The organism is Bacillus sp. CH_70, assembly GCF_038007045.1.
GTDB classification, from domain to species: domain Bacteria; phylum Bacillota; class Bacilli; order Bacillales; family Bacillaceae_G; genus Bacillus_A; species Bacillus_A cereus.
In genome coordinates, this window is record NZ_JBBOWL010000001.1 from 1791722 (window position 1) to 1811382 (window position 19661).

Genomic DNA, 19661 nt, shown 5'->3' on the forward strand with positions numbered 1-19661 from the left:
GAATGGATGATGTAAAGGAAAAAAGAATATATGAAGCACTAATAAAATCGTGGTCAATTGAAACAAGTTCAAAGTGGATAATTGAAAACCCAGCAAAGGGACAATGTGGTGTTACAGCTCTTGTCGTTCAAGACATATACGGAGGAGAAATTAAAAAGACAAAAGTAAGAGAGGTATGGCACTTTTATAACTTTATAGATGGGCAGAGATTTGATTTTACAGAGACTCAATTCAATGGGAAATTGAATTATATGGATGAAAAGTCAAATCGGGAAGAAGCATTTGCAGATACAAATGAAAAACAATATAGCATTTTGAAGGGAAAAATAACGAAAGAATTAAAATTATCTTTTGACTCTTAATCTTTAATAAGTTACTATAATGGTGGTAACTTATTAAAGGGAACTTCATAGAGTTGAAAGGGGAAATATTTTTGAAAACAACTTATGTAAACGCTACAATTGTAACGATGAATGAACAAAACGAAGTGATAGAAAATGGATATATCATTGTAGAAAATGATCAAATTATAGATGTAAAGAGCGGAGAATTTGCAAATGATTTTGAAGTAGATGAAGTAATTGACATGAAAGGTAAGTGGGTTTTACCAGGGCTTGTAAATACACATACACACGTTGTAATGAGTCTCCTAAGAGGTATTGGAGATGATATGTTATTACAGCCATGGCTGGAGACGAGAATTTGGCCACTGGAAAGTCAATTTACTCCAGAGCTTGCGGTCGCTAGTACGGAATTAGGATTACTTGAGATGGTGAAAAGTGGTACAACATCATTCTCTGACATGTTTAATCCAATTGGAGTAGATCAAGACGCAATTATGGAAACGGTATCAAGGAGCGGGATGCGAGCTGCTGTTTCAAGGACTTTATTTAGCTTCGGAACGAAAGACGATGAAAAGAAAGCGATTGAAGAAGCTGAGAAATATGTGAAGCGTTATTATAAAGAAAGTGGCATGTTAACTACGATGGTTGCACCACATAGTCCATATACATGTAGTACAGAATTGTTAGAAGAGTGTGCTCGTATTGCAGTAGAGAATCAAACAATGGTTCATATCCACCTTTCTGAAACAGAGCGTGAAGTATGTGATATTGAAGCACAGTACGGAAAACGTCCAGTAGAATATGCAGCGAGCTGCGGATTGTTTAAACGCCCAACAGTTATTGCACACGGTGTAGTATTAAATGATGATGAGCGTGCATTTTTAGCAGAACATGATGTTCGAGTAGCACATAACCCAAATAGTAATTTAAAACTAGGTTCTGGTATAGCGAATGTAAAAGCGATGCTAGAAGCAGGAATAAAAGTAGGAATTGCAACAGATAGTGTTGCATCTAACAATAATTTAGACATGTTTGAAGAAATGCGCATAGCGACTTTATTACAAAAAGGTATTCACCAAGATGCAACAGCATTACCAGTTGAAACAGCTCTTTCTCTTGCGACAAAAGGAGCTGCGGAAGTAATCGGGATGAAACAAACAGGGTCACTAGAAGCTGGTAAGTGTGCTGATTTTATTACGATTGACCCGTCTAATAAGCCGCATTTACAACCAGCGGATGAAGTGTTATCACACCTTGTATATGCTGCTAGTGGAAAAGATATAAGTGATGTAATTATTAACGGAAAACGTGTCGTTTGGAATGGCGAATGTAAAACGTTAGATGAAGAGCGTATTATATTTGAAGCAAGTCGTTATAAACGAGGTTTACAAAGATAGATAATTATGTGGCAGTTGAAAAAGCTATCCTTTTAAAAGGATAGTTTTTTTCTTGAACGAATAAATATTCAAAAGAATGTCGCATCTTTCTGTTAGTATTTCTGCTATAATATATTACGCTTTATAATATTTTATATTTAAGGAGAACAACTCATGAAGCGAAAAAAGAGCCATTTAATGGTAATGGCACTTGTTACATCTTTATTATTAACAGCTTGTAATAATAAAGCGGATAAAAGTGACATAGAGGTTAAAAAACAAGTGTTAAATGTAACAGTATCAGAAGAAATTCCTTCTCTGGACACTGTGAAAACAACAGATGGTACATCAGCACACATTATGCAGAATATATTTGAAGGGTTATATGTATTAAACGATCAAGATCAGCCTACTCCAGCCATAGCAAAATCGTTTAAAAGAAGTGAAGATGGTAAGAAATATACATTTGACTTGCGTAAAGATGCAAAATGGTCAAATGGGGATAATGTAACAGCAAATGATTTTATATTTGCTTGGAAACGTGCAATTAACCCTGAAACAGCCTCTCAATATGCGTCCATGCTCTTTTATGTAAAAAATGCGAAAGAGATCAATAAGGGAACAATGCCTCTTGATGCACTTGGGGTTAAAGCGATAAATAATTATACGTTAGAAGTTGAACTCGAACAGCCAGTTCCGTATTTTTTACAGTTGTTAGCACTACCTATATACTTACCACAGCATGAATCATTTTTGAAAGAACAAGGAAACAATTATGCATTGGAACCTAGTAATCTCATATATAACGGTCCATTTGTATTAGAAAAATGGAAGCATGAACAAGAGTTTCAATTAAAGAAGAATGCTACATATTGGGATCGAAAGAAAGTGAAATTAGACGAAATAAACTTTCATATCCTAAAGGATACAATGACAGCTGTAAATTTATATGAAGCCGGAGATTTGGATCGAGTACCTATTAATTCGCAAGTTGTAGACAAGTATAAAGGGAATAAGGAATTACATATGTCGAGTGATCCTGGAATTGCTATGCTTCGTTTTAATGAAAAAAATAACGCGTTAGCAAATAAAAAGGTGCGTCAATCTATTTCATTAGCGTTAAATAAAGATGATTTCGTTGCTCACTTTATTAATAACGGAGCAAAACCTGCAAGTGGACTTGTACCAGTTGGTCATGTAAATGAAGTGACTGGTAAAGATTTTAGAAAAGAAAATGGAGATATTTCTTCATATGATTTGCAAAATGCGAAAAAACTTTGGGAAGAAGCGAAAAAAGAGCTTGGGGTAGAACAAGTAAACCTAGAGTTCTTAACGTTCGAACAAGATAATGCAATACGTATGGCAGAATATATAAAAGGTGATTTAGAGAAGAATTTGCAAGGGTTAACGATACAAATTAAACAACAGCCATTTAAGCAAAAATTACAGTTAGAACAAATAGGTGATTACGATATAACTATGGCAAATTGGGGACCTGACTATAAAGACCCAATTAGTTATTTAGAGTTATTTACGACAGGGAATCCGAATAATAAAATGAATTATTCTAATGTTCGTTACGATGAATTAATAAAGAAAGCGAAAACGGATTTTGTACTAGATACGGAAAAACGATGGGAAGCGTTGCGAGAAGCCGAGCAGGTATTATTAGAAGATGCAGCTGTGGCACCGCTTTATCATATTGGCTCAGCATATGTACAAAAGGATTATGTAAAAGGAATTGAAAAGCATCAATTTGGTGGTATTTATACTTATAAGAATGCTTATATTGCTAATGAATAAATACAAAAAACCTTACTTTTTTAAAAGTAAGGTTTTTTACACATAAATTCTATTAAACTGATTTTAATAAAGCGTAAAAATTCGTATCATATGGGATATCATCTTGATACATATAATTTTTTAGAACACCTTCTTTTTCAAAGCCTAATTTTAATAGTACTTTATTGGAAGCTTCATTTTCAAGAAATACAATTGCCCCGATCCGCTTTAAATGAATCGTATGGAAACCGTATGATATAACCTCAGAAACAGCTTCAGTCGCATAGCCTTTTCCCCAGTGTTCAGGCAAAAAGGCATAACTTATATTGGCTCGTTTATGCTCAGAAGACCAATCGTGAAAACCAATGGTACCGATGAGTTCTTTCTTGTCTTTTAATTCGATTCCCCATTTTATACCGTTTCTTGCATTGTAACTCAACTTAAAGTTATGAATGATTTGTTTCACTTGATCAACATCTTGTAACGGTTTTTGGCCATAATAGCGCAGTACATTAGTATTAGAAAAGCATTGTAGTATACGCGGTGCATCTTCTTCGGTAAGTTCTCTTAAAATAAGTCTTTCAGTTTTTAATAAAGGAAACATATTTTCGCTCCTTTTCACATGAAAATAGAATGTATTTGTTATTATATAATTTAATCTGAAAATAAAGATTATTCAAGGTGTAAGGGTAGATTTGATTTATGATAAACTTAGATGTGGAATATATTTCAAAAAAGAGGTTTGGAAATGGAAAAAAATTCGATATTAATTGTAGATGACGATAAAGATATTATTCAATTTATTAATGTGAATTTAAAACAAGAAGGTTTTAAAGTTTTTAGTGCTCATAACGGAGAAGAGGCTTTAGAAATAATAAATAATAACAGTATTCAACTTGCTATTTTGGATATTATGATGCCTCAAATGGATGGTATAGAACTTTGTAGAAGGATTAGAGAGAAACATAGTTTACCAATTATGTTTTTAAGCGCGAAATCATCGGATGTAGATAAGGTAATTGGATTTAGTACTGGGGCAGATGATTATATTGTGAAGCCGTTCAGTACAATTGAATTTATAGCAAGAGTGAAAGCCCAATTAAGAAGGTATACATATTTCAATCAAAATGCTCCCCAAGTAATGGAAAAGAAAATAAATATTAGAGGTTTAGAAATAGATGAAGTGTCGAGAACAGTAATGTTATATGGAGAAAGAATCAATCTTACGAAAACTGAATATGATATTTTACACTTAATGGCAGCTGCAAGGAATCGTGTGTTCACAATTGAAGAAATATATGAGAGCGTTTGGAACGAAAGAGCCTATGAAAGTAATAATACAGTAATGGTTCATATTGCAAGATTGAGAAATAAAATTGAAGAGAATCCAAAAGAACCGAAGTTTATACAAAATGTTTGGGGAGTCGGATATAAAATTGAAGATTAAATCATTACAAGGCATTAGAGCTAAGTTTTTTATCGCATTCATATGTAGCATCTTGTTAGCGACTGTAAGTATAATAGTGTTTCAAATTTTGGTTGGAAATATATATAGTCAGGTTAATGTTTTAGAGGAAAAATATTCATTTTTATATTTTATAGTTTTTTTGATTTTTACTACAACATACTTTGCATTAATGACAAAAACACTGATGAAAAGGTTGTCTCAAATTAACAAGAACGTGAAGGAAATAAGTGACGGTAATTTTGAAATACATATACCTATTTTGAAAAATGACGAGATTGGTGAACTAGCGGCAAATGTTAATAGAATGGCGAAAAGCTTAAAAGAGTCTATTGAAAATGAAAAAAAATCACAGGAAATGAAAAATGAAATGATTAGTAATATTTCTCATGACTTACGAACGCCAGTAACATCTTTAATCGGTTATGCGGACCTGTTAGGAAATAAACTTCATTCGAATGGAGAAGAATGTGAACAGTATGTAAGTATATTAAAGCGAAAAAGTTATGAATTAAAAAATCAAGTAGATGATTTATTAGAATACTGTCAAATAAATTATAGAGAGATTGAATTACATAAAGATGAAGTAGATATGAAAGCATTAATTGAACAAATCATGATTGACTTTGTACCACAATTAGATGATGCCAATATGAGCTTTTATATTAAAAGTGATGAAGTGCTACATGTAGAAGTTGATGTGACACTTATAGTGAGACTATTTGAAAATGTAATAGGTAATAGTATTATGTACGGGAGAGATGGAAAGGAAATTGCAATTGAAATTTTCAATAAAACAATGAATGTTGAAGTAGAAATTAAAAATTTTGGACAATGCATTCCGAAAGAGGACCTTCCTTACATTTTTGAGAAGTTTTATCGTAGTGAAAAATCACGTAGTTCTCATACGGGCGGGAAAGGAATAGGACTTGCAATTTCAAAAAGTATAGCCAATCTTCATCAAGGGGATATCACTGTACGTAGTAACGATAAAGAAACAGTTTTTACTGTGAAATTACCGCAGTATAAAAAAGTAAGAAAGTCGTAAGTATTTCTTTTATATGTCGTAATTTTTACTTTGTATCATTGAGAAAAAGGATATGAGAGTAGGGATGCGACATGTGGAAGAAATTTTTATTAGTAATTATAGTTTCTTTTTTAATTATAAGTTGGATCTTAGTTTATGTAGCTAATGGTGTTACATCAGTTTTTGTTTGGTGGAGTATTCAGGCTTTTAGTTTTATTTCAGTTTTCCTCTTGATAGGATCAGTAATAATATTTTTTTGGAAAGGCATTTTTAGAAAGCGGATAGATAGAACGCTATTTTTAATCATTCTGTTTTCTATCATTGGAGCTTGGCCTGTCGGTTGGTTTGCTAATATAGGTAGAATTGCTTATCCAGCAGATATACAATCTATGAGTCCTAAAGCAGTAGTTCGTTTTCCTTTGAATGAGCGAGCATTAATAGGTTGGGGTGGTGATCGGTTAGAAATGAACTATCACGTTATAAAACCAAATGAAAGGTGGGCATATGATATTCTCATTCCACCTGCTGAAGTGAAAAGTAGTAAGTTAGAGGATTACGGAATATATGGAGCGAAAGTAATGGCACCAGCTTCTGGGACGGTTGTATCAATTAATAATAATGAACAAGATTTAGTTCCGGGATCGGATAATTTTCAGTCAATGGCTGGGAATCATATTTATTTACGACTAGATGAAACGGGCACATTTTTAATTCTTGCCCATTTAAAGAAAGGATCAATTAATGTGAGAGAAGGACAACATGTAAATGAAGGAGAGTTTCTTGCTCAAGTCGGTAACTCAGGAAGTTCAAGTGAGCCGCATTTACATATTCATCATCAAAGGCAAGATCCGTCCAAGGTAAGTATGTTTTTTGCGGAAGGATTGCCACTTTACTTTCGAACTGAAAATGGTGTCATGATGCCGGAAAGAGGGGCATACATAAGTGGTAACTAGAAGAAAATCATTTCATCCAAAAAGGGTATTCCAAATAAAAATTGGAATACCCTTTTTTCATTACCCTACAAATGTTTGATACAGTAAGAAGATATTTAAAACGATAACGAGAGCAGCAATTATCCATGCGATAAATGTTGTTATACGGTGGTTAACGAGTGCACCCATAATCTTTTTATTACTTGTAAACATAATAAGTGGTACAAGTGCAAATGCAATACCGAATGATAAGACAACTTGACTCATAACTAGAGCGTAAGTTGGATTTACACCTAAAGCAATAATAACTAGTGGTGGAATCATTGTAATAAATCGGCGTAAATATAACGGAATATGCATGCGAATGAAACCTTGCATAATAATATCACCCGACATTGTACCGACAGAAGAGCTAGATAGTCCTGCTGATAAAAGTCCAATCCCAAATAATGCAGCCGATACAGGACCTACTAAGTTGGTAAATTGAGTGTAAGCAACATCTAAATCTTCAACATGCATACCATTTTTAAAAAATAGTGCAGCTGCAACAATTAACATACTCGCATTAATTGCTCCAGCGATAACCATTGCAATAATAATATCGATAAATTCGAAACGAAAAATCTTTTTCTTTTGTTCGTCAGTTGTTCCGATCACGCGGCGTTGTGTTAATGCAGAATGCAAGTATATTGCATGCGGCATAACTGTCGCACCTAAAATCCCTGCTGCAAGTAATATACTGTCCACACCTTGGAATTTTGGAATAAATAGTCCTGAAAGAAGGGGACTTAATTCTGGTTTTGCATAAAAAACTTGAATCCCAAAAGCGATTACTACAATGAAAATCATTCCTGTAATAATAGCTTCTAGTGGACGAAATCCTCTACGTTGAAATTCAAGGATAATAAATGATCCGGCTGCTGTAATTAAAGCGGCAGGTAGCATCGGGATTCCAAATAGTAAGTAAAGCCCCAATGCAGCTCCAATAAATTCCGCTAAATCTGTAGCCATAATAACTAGTTCACCTTGTATCCATAAGCCGATAGACACAGGCTTTGGAAAGTTTTCACGAGCTATTTCGGGTAAATTGTTTCCTGTAGCAATTCCTAATTTAGCCGATAAAGTTTGGATTAATACAGCCATTAAGTTAGAAGCGAGTATAACCCATAATAGTAAATATCCATATTGTGAACCAGCTGCGATATTTGTAGCAAAGTTGCCAGGATCAATATAAGCAACGGACGCGATAAAAGCGGGTCCTAAAAATGGTAACAGTCTTTTCCAGCCTTTTGTTTCTCCACTTAAAGCTAAGTGAGCTGATTGTACAGTTGTACTTTCAGAAGGGAGATGTTTATCTTTTGTTATATCTTTATTCATAGTAGTTTTCCCCTTTAAAATGTTAACTTGATGAAATTATTGTATTTATTCTTACTCATTATTTCAATACATTTAAATATGTTATGTGATAATTTCATTTGAACACGAAAGTTTCCTTAATGCAAATTATATGCCTTTATGCAATGGATGGTGTGATAATGTAAAATGAATTGGGAGTTTATGGTGTGGTGACATGGGGAAACATAGTGAATTAAAGGGCTGTTTTTGAAATTTATGTGAACATAAAGCTGATAATACAGCATATTAATTGATGGAATTGCAATTGTATGATATATAATATATTGGGATTACAACATAACCATAGTGTTATGATGTGTAATCTTGTTTTTTATTTTTGTTAACTGATAGAAAATAGTATAAAGAAAAGAAAATGGGATTCATTTTCTTATTATATATGTTTTGATATGAACGTTAACTTATACATGATTTTAAAAATTAGATAGGTGGTAGAAATACATTGGCAACTACAAAACCATACAGAGTATTACTATATTACATGTACACAACAATTGAAAACCCAGAAGAATTTGCTGCAGAGCATTTAGAATTTTGTAATTCACTTGAATTAAAAGGAAGAATTCTTGTAGCAAAAGAAGGTATTAACGGAACTTGTTCTGGAACTGTAGAGCAAACAGAGAAATACATGGAAGCAATGAATAATGATCCACGTTTTGATGGTATCGTATTTAAAATAGATGAAGAAGAAGGGCATGCATTCAAGAAAATGCACGTACGTCCTCGTCCAGAATTAGTTACACTTCGTCTAGAAGATGACATTAACCCACACGAAATAACTGGGAAGTATTTAGAGCCAAAAGATTTTTATGAGGCAATGAAACAAGAAGATACAGTTATCATTGATGCACGAAATGATTATGAGTTTGATTTAGGACACTTCAAAGGTGCGATTAAACCTGATATCGAATCATTCCGTGAATTACCAGATTGGATTAGAGAAAACAAAGAAACACTTGAAGGTAAAAAGATTTTAACTTACTGTACAGGTGGAATTCGTTGTGAGAAATTCTCTGGTTGGTTAGTTCGTGAAGGTTTTGAAGATGTAAGTCAGCTTCACGGCGGAATTGTAACGTACGGAAAAGATCCAGAAGTACAAGGTGAGCTTTGGGATGGACAATGTTACGTGTTTGATGAGCGTATCGCTGTTCCAGTAAACCAAAAAGAACATGTTATCGTTGGTAAAGATCACTTTACAGGTGAACCATGTGAGCGCTATGTAAACTGTTCAAATCCAGAATGTAATAAGAAAATTTTATGTTCTGAAGAAAACGAAGCGAAATATTTACGTGCATGTTCTCATGAATGTCGTGTAAGTCCACGTAACCGCTACGTAATACAACATGAATTAACGGAAGAGCAAGTAGCTACTGCATTAGAGAAAATCGAAGCTGGGAAGTAAGCTGAATTCGTATAATAAAAAAGGGTATTCCAAGTTTTAATTTGGAGTACCCTTTTTTTATTATCCAGTCCTGTCATTCGTCGTTTTTTGTCGGTAAGTCGATATATTTAAAAATCGCTGATAAAAATTTCACTTACTGCAGCACACCAAGAATTTGAAAATAACCTTCTTTAGTTTTTATCCTCTTTCTCTTTAACGGCAGAAAGTACCGTTTGTTTTACCCAAGCTTTTCTTTGTTTATGCTGTAGACCCCATTGATATAAACTTTGGGCTCCTAAAATAAGTGAAATGACAATGCCGCTAATCGCAATTAATAGAGCGAAAAATTCAAGAGGGGACGATATTTTGTTTGAATCGGTGTTTCTTAAAAGGTCAATCATAGTAAACCCTAACATTTGGCCCACTACAGAGTAGAGCGTTAAAATTAATAATAAAAGGCTATCTTTTTTAGAGGCGACATTTTCTTGATATTTAAACAAACTATCAAGATTTTGTTTCGCGTTCGAGTATAGAACCTCAATATTAAAAAGTTTTCTTAAGCGGAAGAAAATATCTTCACTTTGTGATTGGGATACTAATTCTAAAGAAAAATAATTAGCAGTGAACGAATTGATCGAATAAATTAATTTCTCTATTTCATTAGTATCTTGTTCAATGTTTAGCTCAGCATAGGCGTTTGCCATTTTTAATAAAACAATTTTATGAAATAGGTTTAATAATAAAGCGTAATAAAATTCTCCGTACATTTGACTAGCAAGTTTAGAGATTTCGCGTTCGCCTTCATTTGTTACACATGTAAAAATATGTTCTTCCATAATGAAATAACGATTTGGAGCCCATCTCTGGTAAGCGTGTTTTTTTAAATAGTCATGAATGTAAGGAATGTTATTTGCACTTACATATGGTTTACCATCACTTGTTAATCCGGAAAGACTGGAAGTACGATAAACATCCACTTCATTAAGTTCCATACCTTCTTTTAGTGACAATAAAGTTTGAACGTACATTCTTTGGTCTTCAAAGAAAGGGAAGGTTTGAAAGTATGAACTTCTTAATCTCTTCTTTTCAAAGAAATCAGTTACGCCATGAAATAAATAACCAAAAATGAATTTTTCAACTTGGGAATACTTTTTTCCGTTACATTCAATACAAATAGACTCATTTGTATCAGTTTTAGTTTCAAGTACACGGAAGCGAGCAGCGAATTCGATTGCTTCAGATAAAGTCATGTTTGGAGCAGTGTTTACTTTTGTTCGAATTGTTAAGAAGCCAAGTTCATAAGGACAAAGTGTTACATCAATAGAGTGTATCTTGAATGGGATTGAAATAAGGTTTGTTGTTAAATGTCCAGTTAAGTTAAGGTCCTTTGAATAACGTTGCAAGCCCTTTTGATGCTCTGAATGAGGAAAGAGAATTTTATTTGTAAATGAAAGATAGTATGCTTCCATATTTTGATGTGAAACTTTAAACTCCCCATAATATGTATTTTCATCATCGAGATGATCGAGCCGAAAAGGACGAAAATCGTTTTTTTGTAAGAAAGGGAACATATTTTGTTCATATCCAGCTTTAAACGAAAACGGGAATATAAATTGGAATATAGCTGTTGCTACACCTTTTTCCTCAATTGATTGTATTGCCTCCATCTACATTGTGTCCTTTCCATATATGCTATAGAAACAACATGCCCAAATTTATTTGAAAATAACCACTCTTTTATACTCAATTGAGAGTGAAAATTCAGCTTATTTAGCAGGGAACATGTATAATGTTATGTATACTAAAAGTTATAAAATTGTATTTTGAAAAGGGGGATGCTGTATGCGGATTTTAGTATTAGGCGCTGGTGGAGTCGGAGGATTTTTTGGTGGCAGATTAGTCGAGAAGGGAGAAGATGTCACGTTTCTTGTTCGTAGTAAACGGAAAAAACAATTAGAGGAAAGAGGACTTGTAATCCGAAGTGTTAACGGGGATTTTTCCTTCCGACCGAAATTAATAACGAAAGAAGAGCGAACTTCTCCATTTGATGTCATTTTATTTTCAACAAAAGCGTATCACTTAAACGAGGCAATTCAAGATTTGAAGCCGTTTGTTGGCGAAAATACTGTAATCATTCCATTGTTAAATGGTATCGCTCATTTATCGCTATTACAAAAAGAATTCGGCGAAGAAAAAGTAATTGGCGGTTTATGCTTTATCGAGACGACGTTAAACGATCAAGGAGAAATTGTACAAACTAGCGCCGCCAACAGACTTGTGTTTGGAGAAATTAAGTCTCAAAATTCAGAGAGAGTAAAGCATATTTCTAAAGCATTTTCAGGTACGAAATCTAGTTTTGTTTTAAGTGAAAATATTACGCAAGATATGTGGCATAAATATTTATTTATTACTGTAATGTCAGGTGTGACAACGTTAATGCGTGCACCAATTGGACCAATCCGTGAAAGTGAAGGCGGCCGTGATTTTATCCGTAATGTGTTTGATGAATCTGTACAAATCATGAGAGTATTAGGAGCTCCAGTAAAGGCTAATATTGCCCAGGAACATATGAAAACGATTGATAAAATTTCGTATGATATGAAGTCATCAATGCAACGTGATATGGAAAAGGGTTCGTTTATTGAAGGGAAGCACTTGCAAGGATATTTACTAGATGTAGCAGAGAAATTTTCTATAGCGGCACCATTATTAGAATCTATATATCAAAATTTAAAGGTGTATGAAGAGATGACCTTTAACAAATCTGTAATAGAATTAGATGTATGAAAAAATAAAAAAGATAGCAATATATAAGTGTATTGCTATCTTTTTTATTTTTTTGTATGACAAATTATTTATTTCTTTTTGTTCTATCTGTCAAATTTATTTCCTGTTCACGTTTACCATATAACTGATTAATTTCATTTGCTACTGCATCTAAATATGAATCGGAAAAAATAGGCTTCTTTTCTTTAGACATATGGGTCTCCTTTGCGGATTTTTAATATTCATTATGTATATTTCTCAGCGGATTATGCGCAATCATTTTAATTTTTTTCTTATTAAAAATTTTTGTTTACTTTTTGAAAATAAAGGAGTATTATAATCCACAGTTTCAATTTTCTAAATCGCTGAAACCGCATGGTACGGGGGACCCGTTTTTACGGATTAGTACATAATCCGATGGGGTGAATCCTTGAAAAAGGTAGGGCTACTCATAGGCCCGAATCCGACAGCTAACCTCGTAAGCGTTATATTGAGAAGGAAGGTGGAGCTTGTGCGACAAAAAAAATAATGTCTACAAGTCTATTTCGCTATGGCTTGTAGACATTTTTTGTTTTCTGAAGAAATAGTTTACTGGCTGTAACAAGCAGAAAAGTTCGTACAAAATTATTGGAGAGTGGACAGCATTGGTTTCATCTATTAAAAGATTTTTAATTGGAAGACCGTTAAAATCAACAGAGCTTGGAGAACAAAAGCTTAATAAAACGAAAGCTTTAGCTATTTTATCTTCTGACGCATTGTCATCAGTTGCTTACGGTCCAGAACAAATTTTAATTGCTTTAGCAGGTGTGGGAGCGATCGCTTATTGGTATTCCATTCCGATCGCTGTTGGGGTATTAGTATTATTGACAGCCCTTATTTTATCTTATCGTCAAATTATTTTTGCTTATCCGCATGGCGGGGGAGCGTATGTTGTATCAAAAGAAAATTTAGGGATGAATCCAGGCTTAATTGCTGGAGGATCTTTATTAGTCGACTATATTTTAACTGTTGCGGTAAGTGTATCTGCAGGTACAGATGCGCTAACATCTGCTTTTCCTAGTTTACATGCACATAATGTAATCATTGCGATTATATTTGTTATATTTATTACCATCTTAAATTTAAGAGGAGTAACGGAATCAGCTTCCGTTTTAGCATATCCTGTTTATTTATTTGTTTTAGCACTATTTATATTAATTGGTGTAGGCATATATAACATTTTGACTGGTCACGTTTCACCAACTTTACACACGCCGATCGGAACACCGGTTGCAGGAATTAGTTTATTTTTATTACTAAGAGCATTTGCATCAGGTAGTTCTGCTTTAACAGGTGTTGAAGCAATTTCAAACGCAATTCCGAACTTTAAAGATCCTGCGCCAAACAATGCTGCAAAAACATTGCTTGCAATGGGTGCATTACTTGCTGTGTTATTTTCAGGAATTGTATTTTTAGCTTATTATTACGGAGTGACGCCGAGTAAAGAAGTAACAGTTGTTTCTCAAATTGCTGAACAAACATTTGGACGTAATTTCATGTACTATTTCATACAAGGTACAACAGCTTTAATATTAATTCTCGCAGCTAATACAGGCTATTCTGCATTTCCTTTATTAGCGGTTAACCTCGCAAAAGATAAATTCATACCGAGAATGTTTACGATTAGAGGAGACCGTCTAGGTTACTCAAACGGTATTATAATACTTGGAGTTGCTTCGATTATTTTAATTGTAGCTTTCCAAGGACAAACAGAACATTTAATTCCGTTATATGCAGTAGGGGTATTTATTCCATTTACACTTTCTCAAACAGGGATGGTATTAAAGTGGCTTCGCGAAAAACCTGAAGGATGGGTTTTAAAATTAACGGTTAATTTAATTGGTGCAGTTATTAGTTTTATCGTAATGAGCATGTTCTTTTTAACTAAATTTGCACAAGTTTGGTCGATTCTTATTTTCTTACCTGCTATTATCTTCTTGTTTCATCGAATTAAGAAGCATTATGATGCAGTGGGTGATCAATTAAGTTTAAAAACTTGTGAACCTCTTATTCCAATTGAGGGGAATGTAATTGTCGTTCCTGTAGCAGGTATGACGCATGTAGTAGAAAATTCATTGAACTATGCGAAATCTCTTTCGGCAGATCAAGTTATCGCTGTATATGTTGCTTTTGACAGAGAAGAGGAAAAGAAATTTGAAGAGAAATGGAAGGTGTGGCAACCTGAAGTAAGGCTTGTTACATTACATTCTCATTATAGAAGTATTATTCAGCCGTTAACGAAGTTCATTGATACAGTGCAATATAAGGCAAGTGAATCGAATTACCGCGTTACGGTCGTTATACCACAGTTCATTCCGAAAAAAGGTTGGCATAACATTCTTCATAATCAATCCAGTTTACTCATACGTGCGTATTTACTTTATAAAAGAAATGTTGTTATTACGACAGTTCCATATCATTTGAAAAAATAAGAAGATTTTTGAAGGATAGCTTCGTGAAAATGAAGCTATCCTTTTTGTGTATATGCTATGCATAATTGCATATGAGTTTAAAAGTTATATCGATATAATTTTATCAGTTATTTGCAAGTAGTGTTTTCTGTTGTGATATATAGATATTTCAATCAATAAAGTGAATCGGATTATATTTTGAAATAAGGACATGAAAGCTTGAAAATAAAGGGAATGAAAATACTTCTTTACGTTATATAAACAGCTGTGTTTAAATGACCTTACAGTACAAAACATATATGAAAACAAAACGAAATTTCATATTTACGCATGTTGTTTAGTTTGAAATGAATAATATTTTTACGTAATATATTCACTATGTGAATGTGGGAATTTCTATGAAATAGAAAATTTATACAATGTTATTCATACTAAACACATATGAAAAATAATAAAATGTTTTGTGACGATAAGTAAGTACTGTAGCAATACGAGAGAGGTAGTTCATACATGGATCGCGGTGAGAACGTTCTCTATTTTAACCATCTCAAATTATGGGCAAGAAAATAGAATAATAAAATGCGATAGTAATAGTTGCTAATACATAGGAGGAGTTAAAGTGAAAAAGACTTTAATTACAGGGTTATTGGTTACAGCAGTATCTACGAGTTGCTTCATTCCTGTAAGCGCTTACGCTAAGGAGGGGCAAACAGAAGTGAAAACAGTATATGCGCAAAATGTAATTGCTCCAAATACATTATCCAATTCAATTAGAATGTTAGGATCACAATCACCGCTTATTCAAGCATACGGATTAATTATTTTGCAACAGCCAGACATTAAGGTAAATGCGATGAGTAGCTTAACGAATCATCAAAAGTTTGCAAAGGCGAATGTACGAGAATGGATTGATGAATATAATCCGAAGCTAATTGACTTAAATCAAGAAATGATGAGATACAGCACTAGATTTAATAGCTATTATAGTAAGCTCTATGAACTAGCAGGAAACGTAAATGAAGATCAGCAAGCAAAAGCAGATTTTATGAGTGCATATGGAAAATTACAATTGCAAGTACAAAGCATCCAAGAGAGTATGGAGCAAGATTTATTAGAGTTAAATCGATTTAAAACAGTATTAGACAAAGATAGTAACAACTTATCAATTAAAGCCGATGAAGCAATAAAAACACTGCAAGGATCAAGTGGAGATATTGTGAAATTAAGAGAAGATATTAAAAGAATTCAAGGGGAAATTCAAGCTGAACTAACTACTATTTTGAATAGACCTCAAGAAATCATTAAAGGTTCTATTAATATCGGTAAACAAGTATTTACAATCACAAATCAAACTGCACAAACGAAAACAATCGATTTTGTTTCTATCGGTACTTTAAGTAATGAAATTGTAAATGCTGCAGATAGTCAAACGAGAGAAGCAGCTCTTCGCATTCAGCAAAAGCAAAAAGAGCTACTACCACTTATTCAAAAGTTATCACAAACTGAAGCAGAGGCGACACAAATTACATTTGTTGAAGACCAAGTAAGTAGCTTTACAGAACTAATCAATCGTCAAATTACAACTTTAGAAACGTTATTAACGGACTGGAAAGTTTTAAACAATAATATGATCCAAATTCAAAAGAATGTTGAAGAAGGCACGTATACAGACAGTAGTTTACTTCAAAAACATTTCAATCAAATTAAAAAAGTAAGTGATGAAATGAATAAACAAACAAATCAATTTGAAGATTACGTTACAAACGTTGAAGTACATTAAGCAGAAAAATAATTAGCGATATAGGGAGAGAAGAAAAATGACAAAAAAACCATATAAAGTAATGGCTCTATCAGCACTTATGGCAGTATTTGCAGCAGGAAACATTATGCCAGCTCATACGTATGCAGCTGAAAGCACAGTGAAACAAGCTCCAGTTCATGCGGTAGCAAAAGCTTATAATGACTATGAAGAATACTCATTAGGACCAGAAGGCTTAAAAGATGCAATGGAAAGAACAGGTTCAAATGCTTTAGTAATGGATCTGTACGCTTTAACAATTATTAAACAAGGTAATGTTAACTTTGGAAATGTATCGTCTGTTGATGCGGCTTTAAAAGGGAAAGTAATTCAGCACCAAGATACAGCTAGAGGAAATGCGAAGCAATGGTTAGATGTATTAAAACCACAGCTTATTTCAACGAATCAAAATATCATTAACTACAATACGAAATTCCAAAACTATTATGATACTTTAGTTGCTGCAGTTGATGCAAAGGATAAAGCGACTCTTACGAAAGGCTTAACTAGATTATCAAGTAGTATTAATGAAAATAAAGCGCAAGTGGATCAGTTAGTAGAAGACTTGAAGAAATTCCGAAATAAAATGACTTCGGATACGCAAAACTTCAAGGGTGATGCAAATCAAATTACATCTATATTAGCTAGTCAAGATGCAGGAATTCCGCTTCTGCAAAATCAAATTACAACGTACAATGAAGCAATTAGTAAATATAATGCAATTATTATCGGTTCATCTGTTGCGACAGCTCTAGGACCAATTGCAATTATCGGTGGTGCAGTAGTTATTGCTACGGGCGCAGGAACACCGCTAGGAGTAGCATTAATTGCAGGTGGTGCAGCAGCTGTAGGCGGTGGTACAGCTGGAATCGTATTAGCGAAGAAAGAGCTTGATAATGCACAAGCAGAAATTCAAAAGATAACAGGACAAGTTACAACTGCGCAATTAGAAGTAGCAGGATTAACGAACATTAAAACACAAACAGAGTATTTAACAAATACAATTGATACTGCAATTACAGCGTTACAAAATATTTCAAACCAATGGTACACAATGGGATCAAAATACAATTCTTTACTTCAAAATGTAGATTCTATTAGTCCAAACGACCTAGTTTTCATTAAAGAAGATTTAAACATTGCGAAAGATAGCTGGAAAAACATTAAAGACTATGCAGAAAAGATTTATGCTGAAGATATTAAAGTAGTAGATACGAAAAAAGCATAATCGAATACGAATCGTTAGAGCGTTAAGTGTTGATGAATGATTTGAAGCTCCTGTTCAGTTGTGAGCAGGAGCTTTTGATATCCTTATAAAGAGAATAGGTGAAAAATATGCAGAAAAGTTTTTATAAAAAATGTCTTTTAGCGGTAATGATTGCTGGGGTGGCAACGAGTAACGCATTCCCTTTACATCCTTTTGCAGCAGAACAAAATGTAAAGGTGCTACAAGAAAATGTGAAAAACTATTCTCTTGGACCAGCTGGATTCCAAGATGTAATGGCACAAACAACATCAAGTATATTTGCAATGGATTCATATGCAAAATTAATTCAAAATCAACAAGAGACGGATTTAAGTAAAATAAGTTCGATTAATAGTGAATTTAAAGGGAATATGATTCAGCATCAAAGAGATGCAAAAGTTAATGCAGCATATTGGTTAAATAATATGAAGCCTCAAATTATGAAAACGGATCAAAATATTATAAATTACAATAATACTTTTCAATCGTATTATAATGACATGTTAATAGCGATTGATCAAAAGGATAGCGGAAAATTAAAAGCGGATTTAGAAAAGTTGTATGCGGATATTGTAAAGAATCAAAATGAGGTAGATGTATTATTAGGGAATTTGAAAACTTTTCGCGATAGAATGGCGAAAGATACAAATAGTTTCAAAGAGGATACAAATCAGTTAACAGCGATATTGGCAAGTACGAATGCTGGTATTCCAGCTTTAGAGCAACAAATAAATACATATAACGATTCAATTAAAAAGAGTAATGATATGGTCATTGCTGGTGGCGTACTTTGCGTAGCATTAATAACATGTCTTGCTGGCGGGCCAATGATTGCGGTTGCGAAAAAAGATATCGCAAATGCAGAAAGAGAAATCGCTAATTTAAAAGATAGAATTTCAGGAGCGCAAGCAGAAGTCTTAATTTTGACTGATGTAAAAAATAAAACAACAAACATGACAGAAACAATTGATGCAGCAATTACAGCACTACAAAACATATCAAATCAATGGTATACAGTAGGTGCAAAATATAATAATTTACTACAAAACGTAAAAGGAATTAGTCCAGAAGAGTTTACGTTTATAAAAGAAGATTTACATACAGCGAAAGATAGCTGGAAAGATGTAAAGGATTATACAGAAAAATTACATGAAGGTGTGGCAAAGTAAACAGTGGACTAGTTCTGCTGTTTATTTTTTTATCTTGTTTTTTTGTAAGGGTTGAACTTGCAATTATATATAAGTTTGTCATGTATTTTTATATTTTTTATAAATTCTAAAAGGACATTCCCTATTGTTGGTATGATAGACAGAAACTGTTTTTTTAGAACAGGAGACAATAAATAGGGAAAATAACATAGGATTATTAGTTATATTTCTACTTATATTTATGTACATGTCTTTAGTAGGAGATGAGAATAAGGGTTCCTTAACTCCTAATCTGATTTCAAAGGAAAAATATTTAGAAATCGATTCTGTTGCTGGAGGTACATTTAGAGATTATGGTCAAGAAGCAGAAGCAGTGTTTGAAAAACTAAGTAGTCAGAAAAATGTTGAAACAAAAAAGATTTTTTGAGGAAGAAATTTTTGAAGAATCATTATAGACTTTTACTTTATTAGTATTAACTGAAACTTATTCACTTAATTTCCTATCAGAAATTATAAAGTGAAAACAGAACATG

Annotated in this window: 17 protein-coding genes and 1 riboswitch; of the genes, 13 read left to right on the forward strand and 4 right to left on the reverse strand. The window is 33.3% G+C overall.

The window, feature by feature from the left end; translation table 11 throughout:
• Positions 1 to 2: 2 nt before the first annotated feature.
• The 3 genes from N2V79_RS09260 (at position 3) to N2V79_RS09270 (ending at position 3523) form a co-directional block, all read left to right on the forward strand.
• A complete protein-coding gene (locus N2V79_RS09260; protein ID WP_000342902.1) occupies positions 3 to 362 on the forward strand; it encodes a YunG family protein in 360 nt (119 codons plus the stop codon).
• A 53-nt stretch (positions 363 to 415) separates the two neighbouring features.
• Positions 416 to 1741 carry a bifunctional S-methyl-5'-thioadenosine deaminase/S-adenosylhomocysteine deaminase gene (locus N2V79_RS09265; RefSeq protein WP_340719793.1) on the forward strand — a complete coding sequence of 442 codons (1326 nt, stop codon included), beginning with the start codon at positions 416 to 418 and terminating at the stop codon, positions 1739 to 1741.
• A 153-nt stretch (positions 1742 to 1894) separates the two neighbouring features.
• On the forward strand, positions 1895 to 3523 hold the full coding sequence (locus tag N2V79_RS09270; RefSeq protein WP_053564766.1) for a peptide ABC transporter substrate-binding protein: 1629 nt from the start codon (positions 1895 to 1897) through the stop codon (positions 3521 to 3523).
• 52 nt (positions 3524 to 3575) lie between these two features.
• Here N2V79_RS09270 and N2V79_RS09275 read toward each other — a convergent pair whose 3' ends face one another.
• A complete protein-coding gene (locus N2V79_RS09275; RefSeq protein WP_000484220.1) occupies positions 3576 to 4106 on the reverse strand; it encodes a GNAT family N-acetyltransferase in 531 nt (176 codons plus the stop codon).
• A 144-nt stretch (positions 4107 to 4250) separates the two neighbouring features.
• Here N2V79_RS09275 and N2V79_RS09280 point away from each other — a divergent pair, with 144 nt between their 5' ends.
• From N2V79_RS09280 to N2V79_RS09290, 3 genes are all read left to right on the forward strand, one after another.
• A complete protein-coding gene (locus N2V79_RS09280) occupies positions 4251 to 4949 on the forward strand; it encodes a response regulator transcription factor (protein WP_000414517.1) in 699 nt (232 codons plus the stop codon).
• Positions 4915 to 6015 carry a sensor histidine kinase gene (locus N2V79_RS09285; RefSeq protein WP_340719794.1) on the forward strand — a complete coding sequence of 367 codons (1101 nt, stop codon included), beginning with the start codon at positions 4915 to 4917 and terminating at the stop codon, positions 6013 to 6015. The genes N2V79_RS09280 and N2V79_RS09285 overlap by 35 nt, the downstream gene beginning before the upstream one ends.
• Positions 6016 to 6086: 71 nt before the next feature.
• Complete coding sequence (locus N2V79_RS09290; protein ID WP_069355401.1) at positions 6087 to 6947, forward strand: M23 family metallopeptidase; 861 nt, start codon at positions 6087 to 6089, stop codon at positions 6945 to 6947.
• A gap of 60 nt (positions 6948 to 7007) precedes the next feature.
• Here the strand turns inward: N2V79_RS09290 and N2V79_RS09295 are convergent, their stop codons facing one another.
• Complete coding sequence (locus N2V79_RS09295; protein WP_053564763.1) at positions 7008 to 8303, reverse strand: Nramp family divalent metal transporter; 1296 nt, start codon at positions 8301 to 8303, stop codon at positions 7008 to 7010.
• 478 nt (positions 8304 to 8781) lie between these two features.
• Here N2V79_RS09295 and trhO point away from each other — a divergent pair, with 478 nt between their 5' ends.
• Positions 8782 to 9741 (forward strand): oxygen-dependent tRNA uridine(34) hydroxylase TrhO, encoded by a 960-nt coding sequence (gene trhO / locus N2V79_RS09300; protein WP_000246233.1) that lies wholly within the window; start codon positions 8782 to 8784, stop codon positions 9739 to 9741.
• Between the two features lie 170 nt (positions 9742 to 9911).
• Here the strand turns inward: trhO and N2V79_RS09305 are convergent, their stop codons facing one another.
• Positions 9912 to 11387: a hypothetical protein gene (locus tag N2V79_RS09305; protein WP_340719795.1), complete on the reverse strand. Its 1476-nt coding sequence runs from the start codon at positions 11385 to 11387 to the stop codon at positions 9912 to 9914.
• A 175-nt stretch (positions 11388 to 11562) separates the two neighbouring features.
• Between N2V79_RS09305 and panE the strand changes: the two genes are divergently transcribed.
• Positions 11563 to 12507 (forward strand): 2-dehydropantoate 2-reductase, encoded by a 945-nt coding sequence (panE, locus tag N2V79_RS09310; protein ID WP_065228634.1) that lies wholly within the window; start codon positions 11563 to 11565, stop codon positions 12505 to 12507.
• Positions 12508 to 12571: 64 nt separating this feature from the next.
• On the opposite strand, the gene N2V79_RS09315 is transcribed toward panE, so the two are convergent.
• Positions 12572 to 12700, reverse strand: a complete 129-nt coding sequence (locus N2V79_RS09315; RefSeq protein WP_000031873.1) for a hypothetical protein — start codon at positions 12698 to 12700, stop codon at positions 12572 to 12574.
• Positions 12701 to 12839: 139 nt separating this feature from the next.
• Positions 12840 to 12986, forward strand: a riboswitch (cyclic di-AMP (ydaO/yuaA leader).
• Positions 12987 to 13130: 144 nt separating this feature from the next.
• Between N2V79_RS09315 and N2V79_RS09320 the strand changes: the two genes are divergently transcribed.
• The 5 genes from N2V79_RS09320 to N2V79_RS09340 all read left to right on the forward strand — a co-directional run bounded on the left by N2V79_RS09320 (position 13131) and on the right by N2V79_RS09340 (position 19555).
• Complete coding sequence (locus N2V79_RS09320; protein WP_000254901.1) at positions 13131 to 14957, forward strand: APC family permease; 1827 nt, start codon at positions 13131 to 13133, stop codon at positions 14955 to 14957.
• A 598-nt stretch (positions 14958 to 15555) separates the two neighbouring features.
• Positions 15556 to 16716, forward strand: coding sequence for a non-hemolytic enterotoxin NHE subunit A (gene nheA, locus N2V79_RS09325; protein WP_029441994.1), 1161 nt, complete (start codon positions 15556 to 15558; stop codon positions 16714 to 16716).
• Between the two features lie 37 nt (positions 16717 to 16753).
• Positions 16754 to 17962: a non-hemolytic enterotoxin NHE subunit B gene (nheB, locus tag N2V79_RS09330; protein ID WP_000162968.1), complete on the forward strand. Its 1209-nt coding sequence runs from the start codon at positions 16754 to 16756 to the stop codon at positions 17960 to 17962.
• Positions 17963 to 18069: 107 nt separating this feature from the next.
• Entirely contained in the window at positions 18070 to 19149 is a 1080-nt protein-coding gene (gene nheC, locus N2V79_RS09335; protein WP_075719768.1) for a non-hemolytic enterotoxin NHE subunit C, read from the forward strand.
• A 226-nt stretch (positions 19150 to 19375) separates the two neighbouring features.
• Positions 19376 to 19555 (forward strand): hypothetical protein, encoded by a 180-nt coding sequence (locus N2V79_RS09340; protein ID WP_000060529.1) that lies wholly within the window; start codon positions 19376 to 19378, stop codon positions 19553 to 19555.
• Positions 19556 to 19661 lie beyond the last annotated feature (106 nt).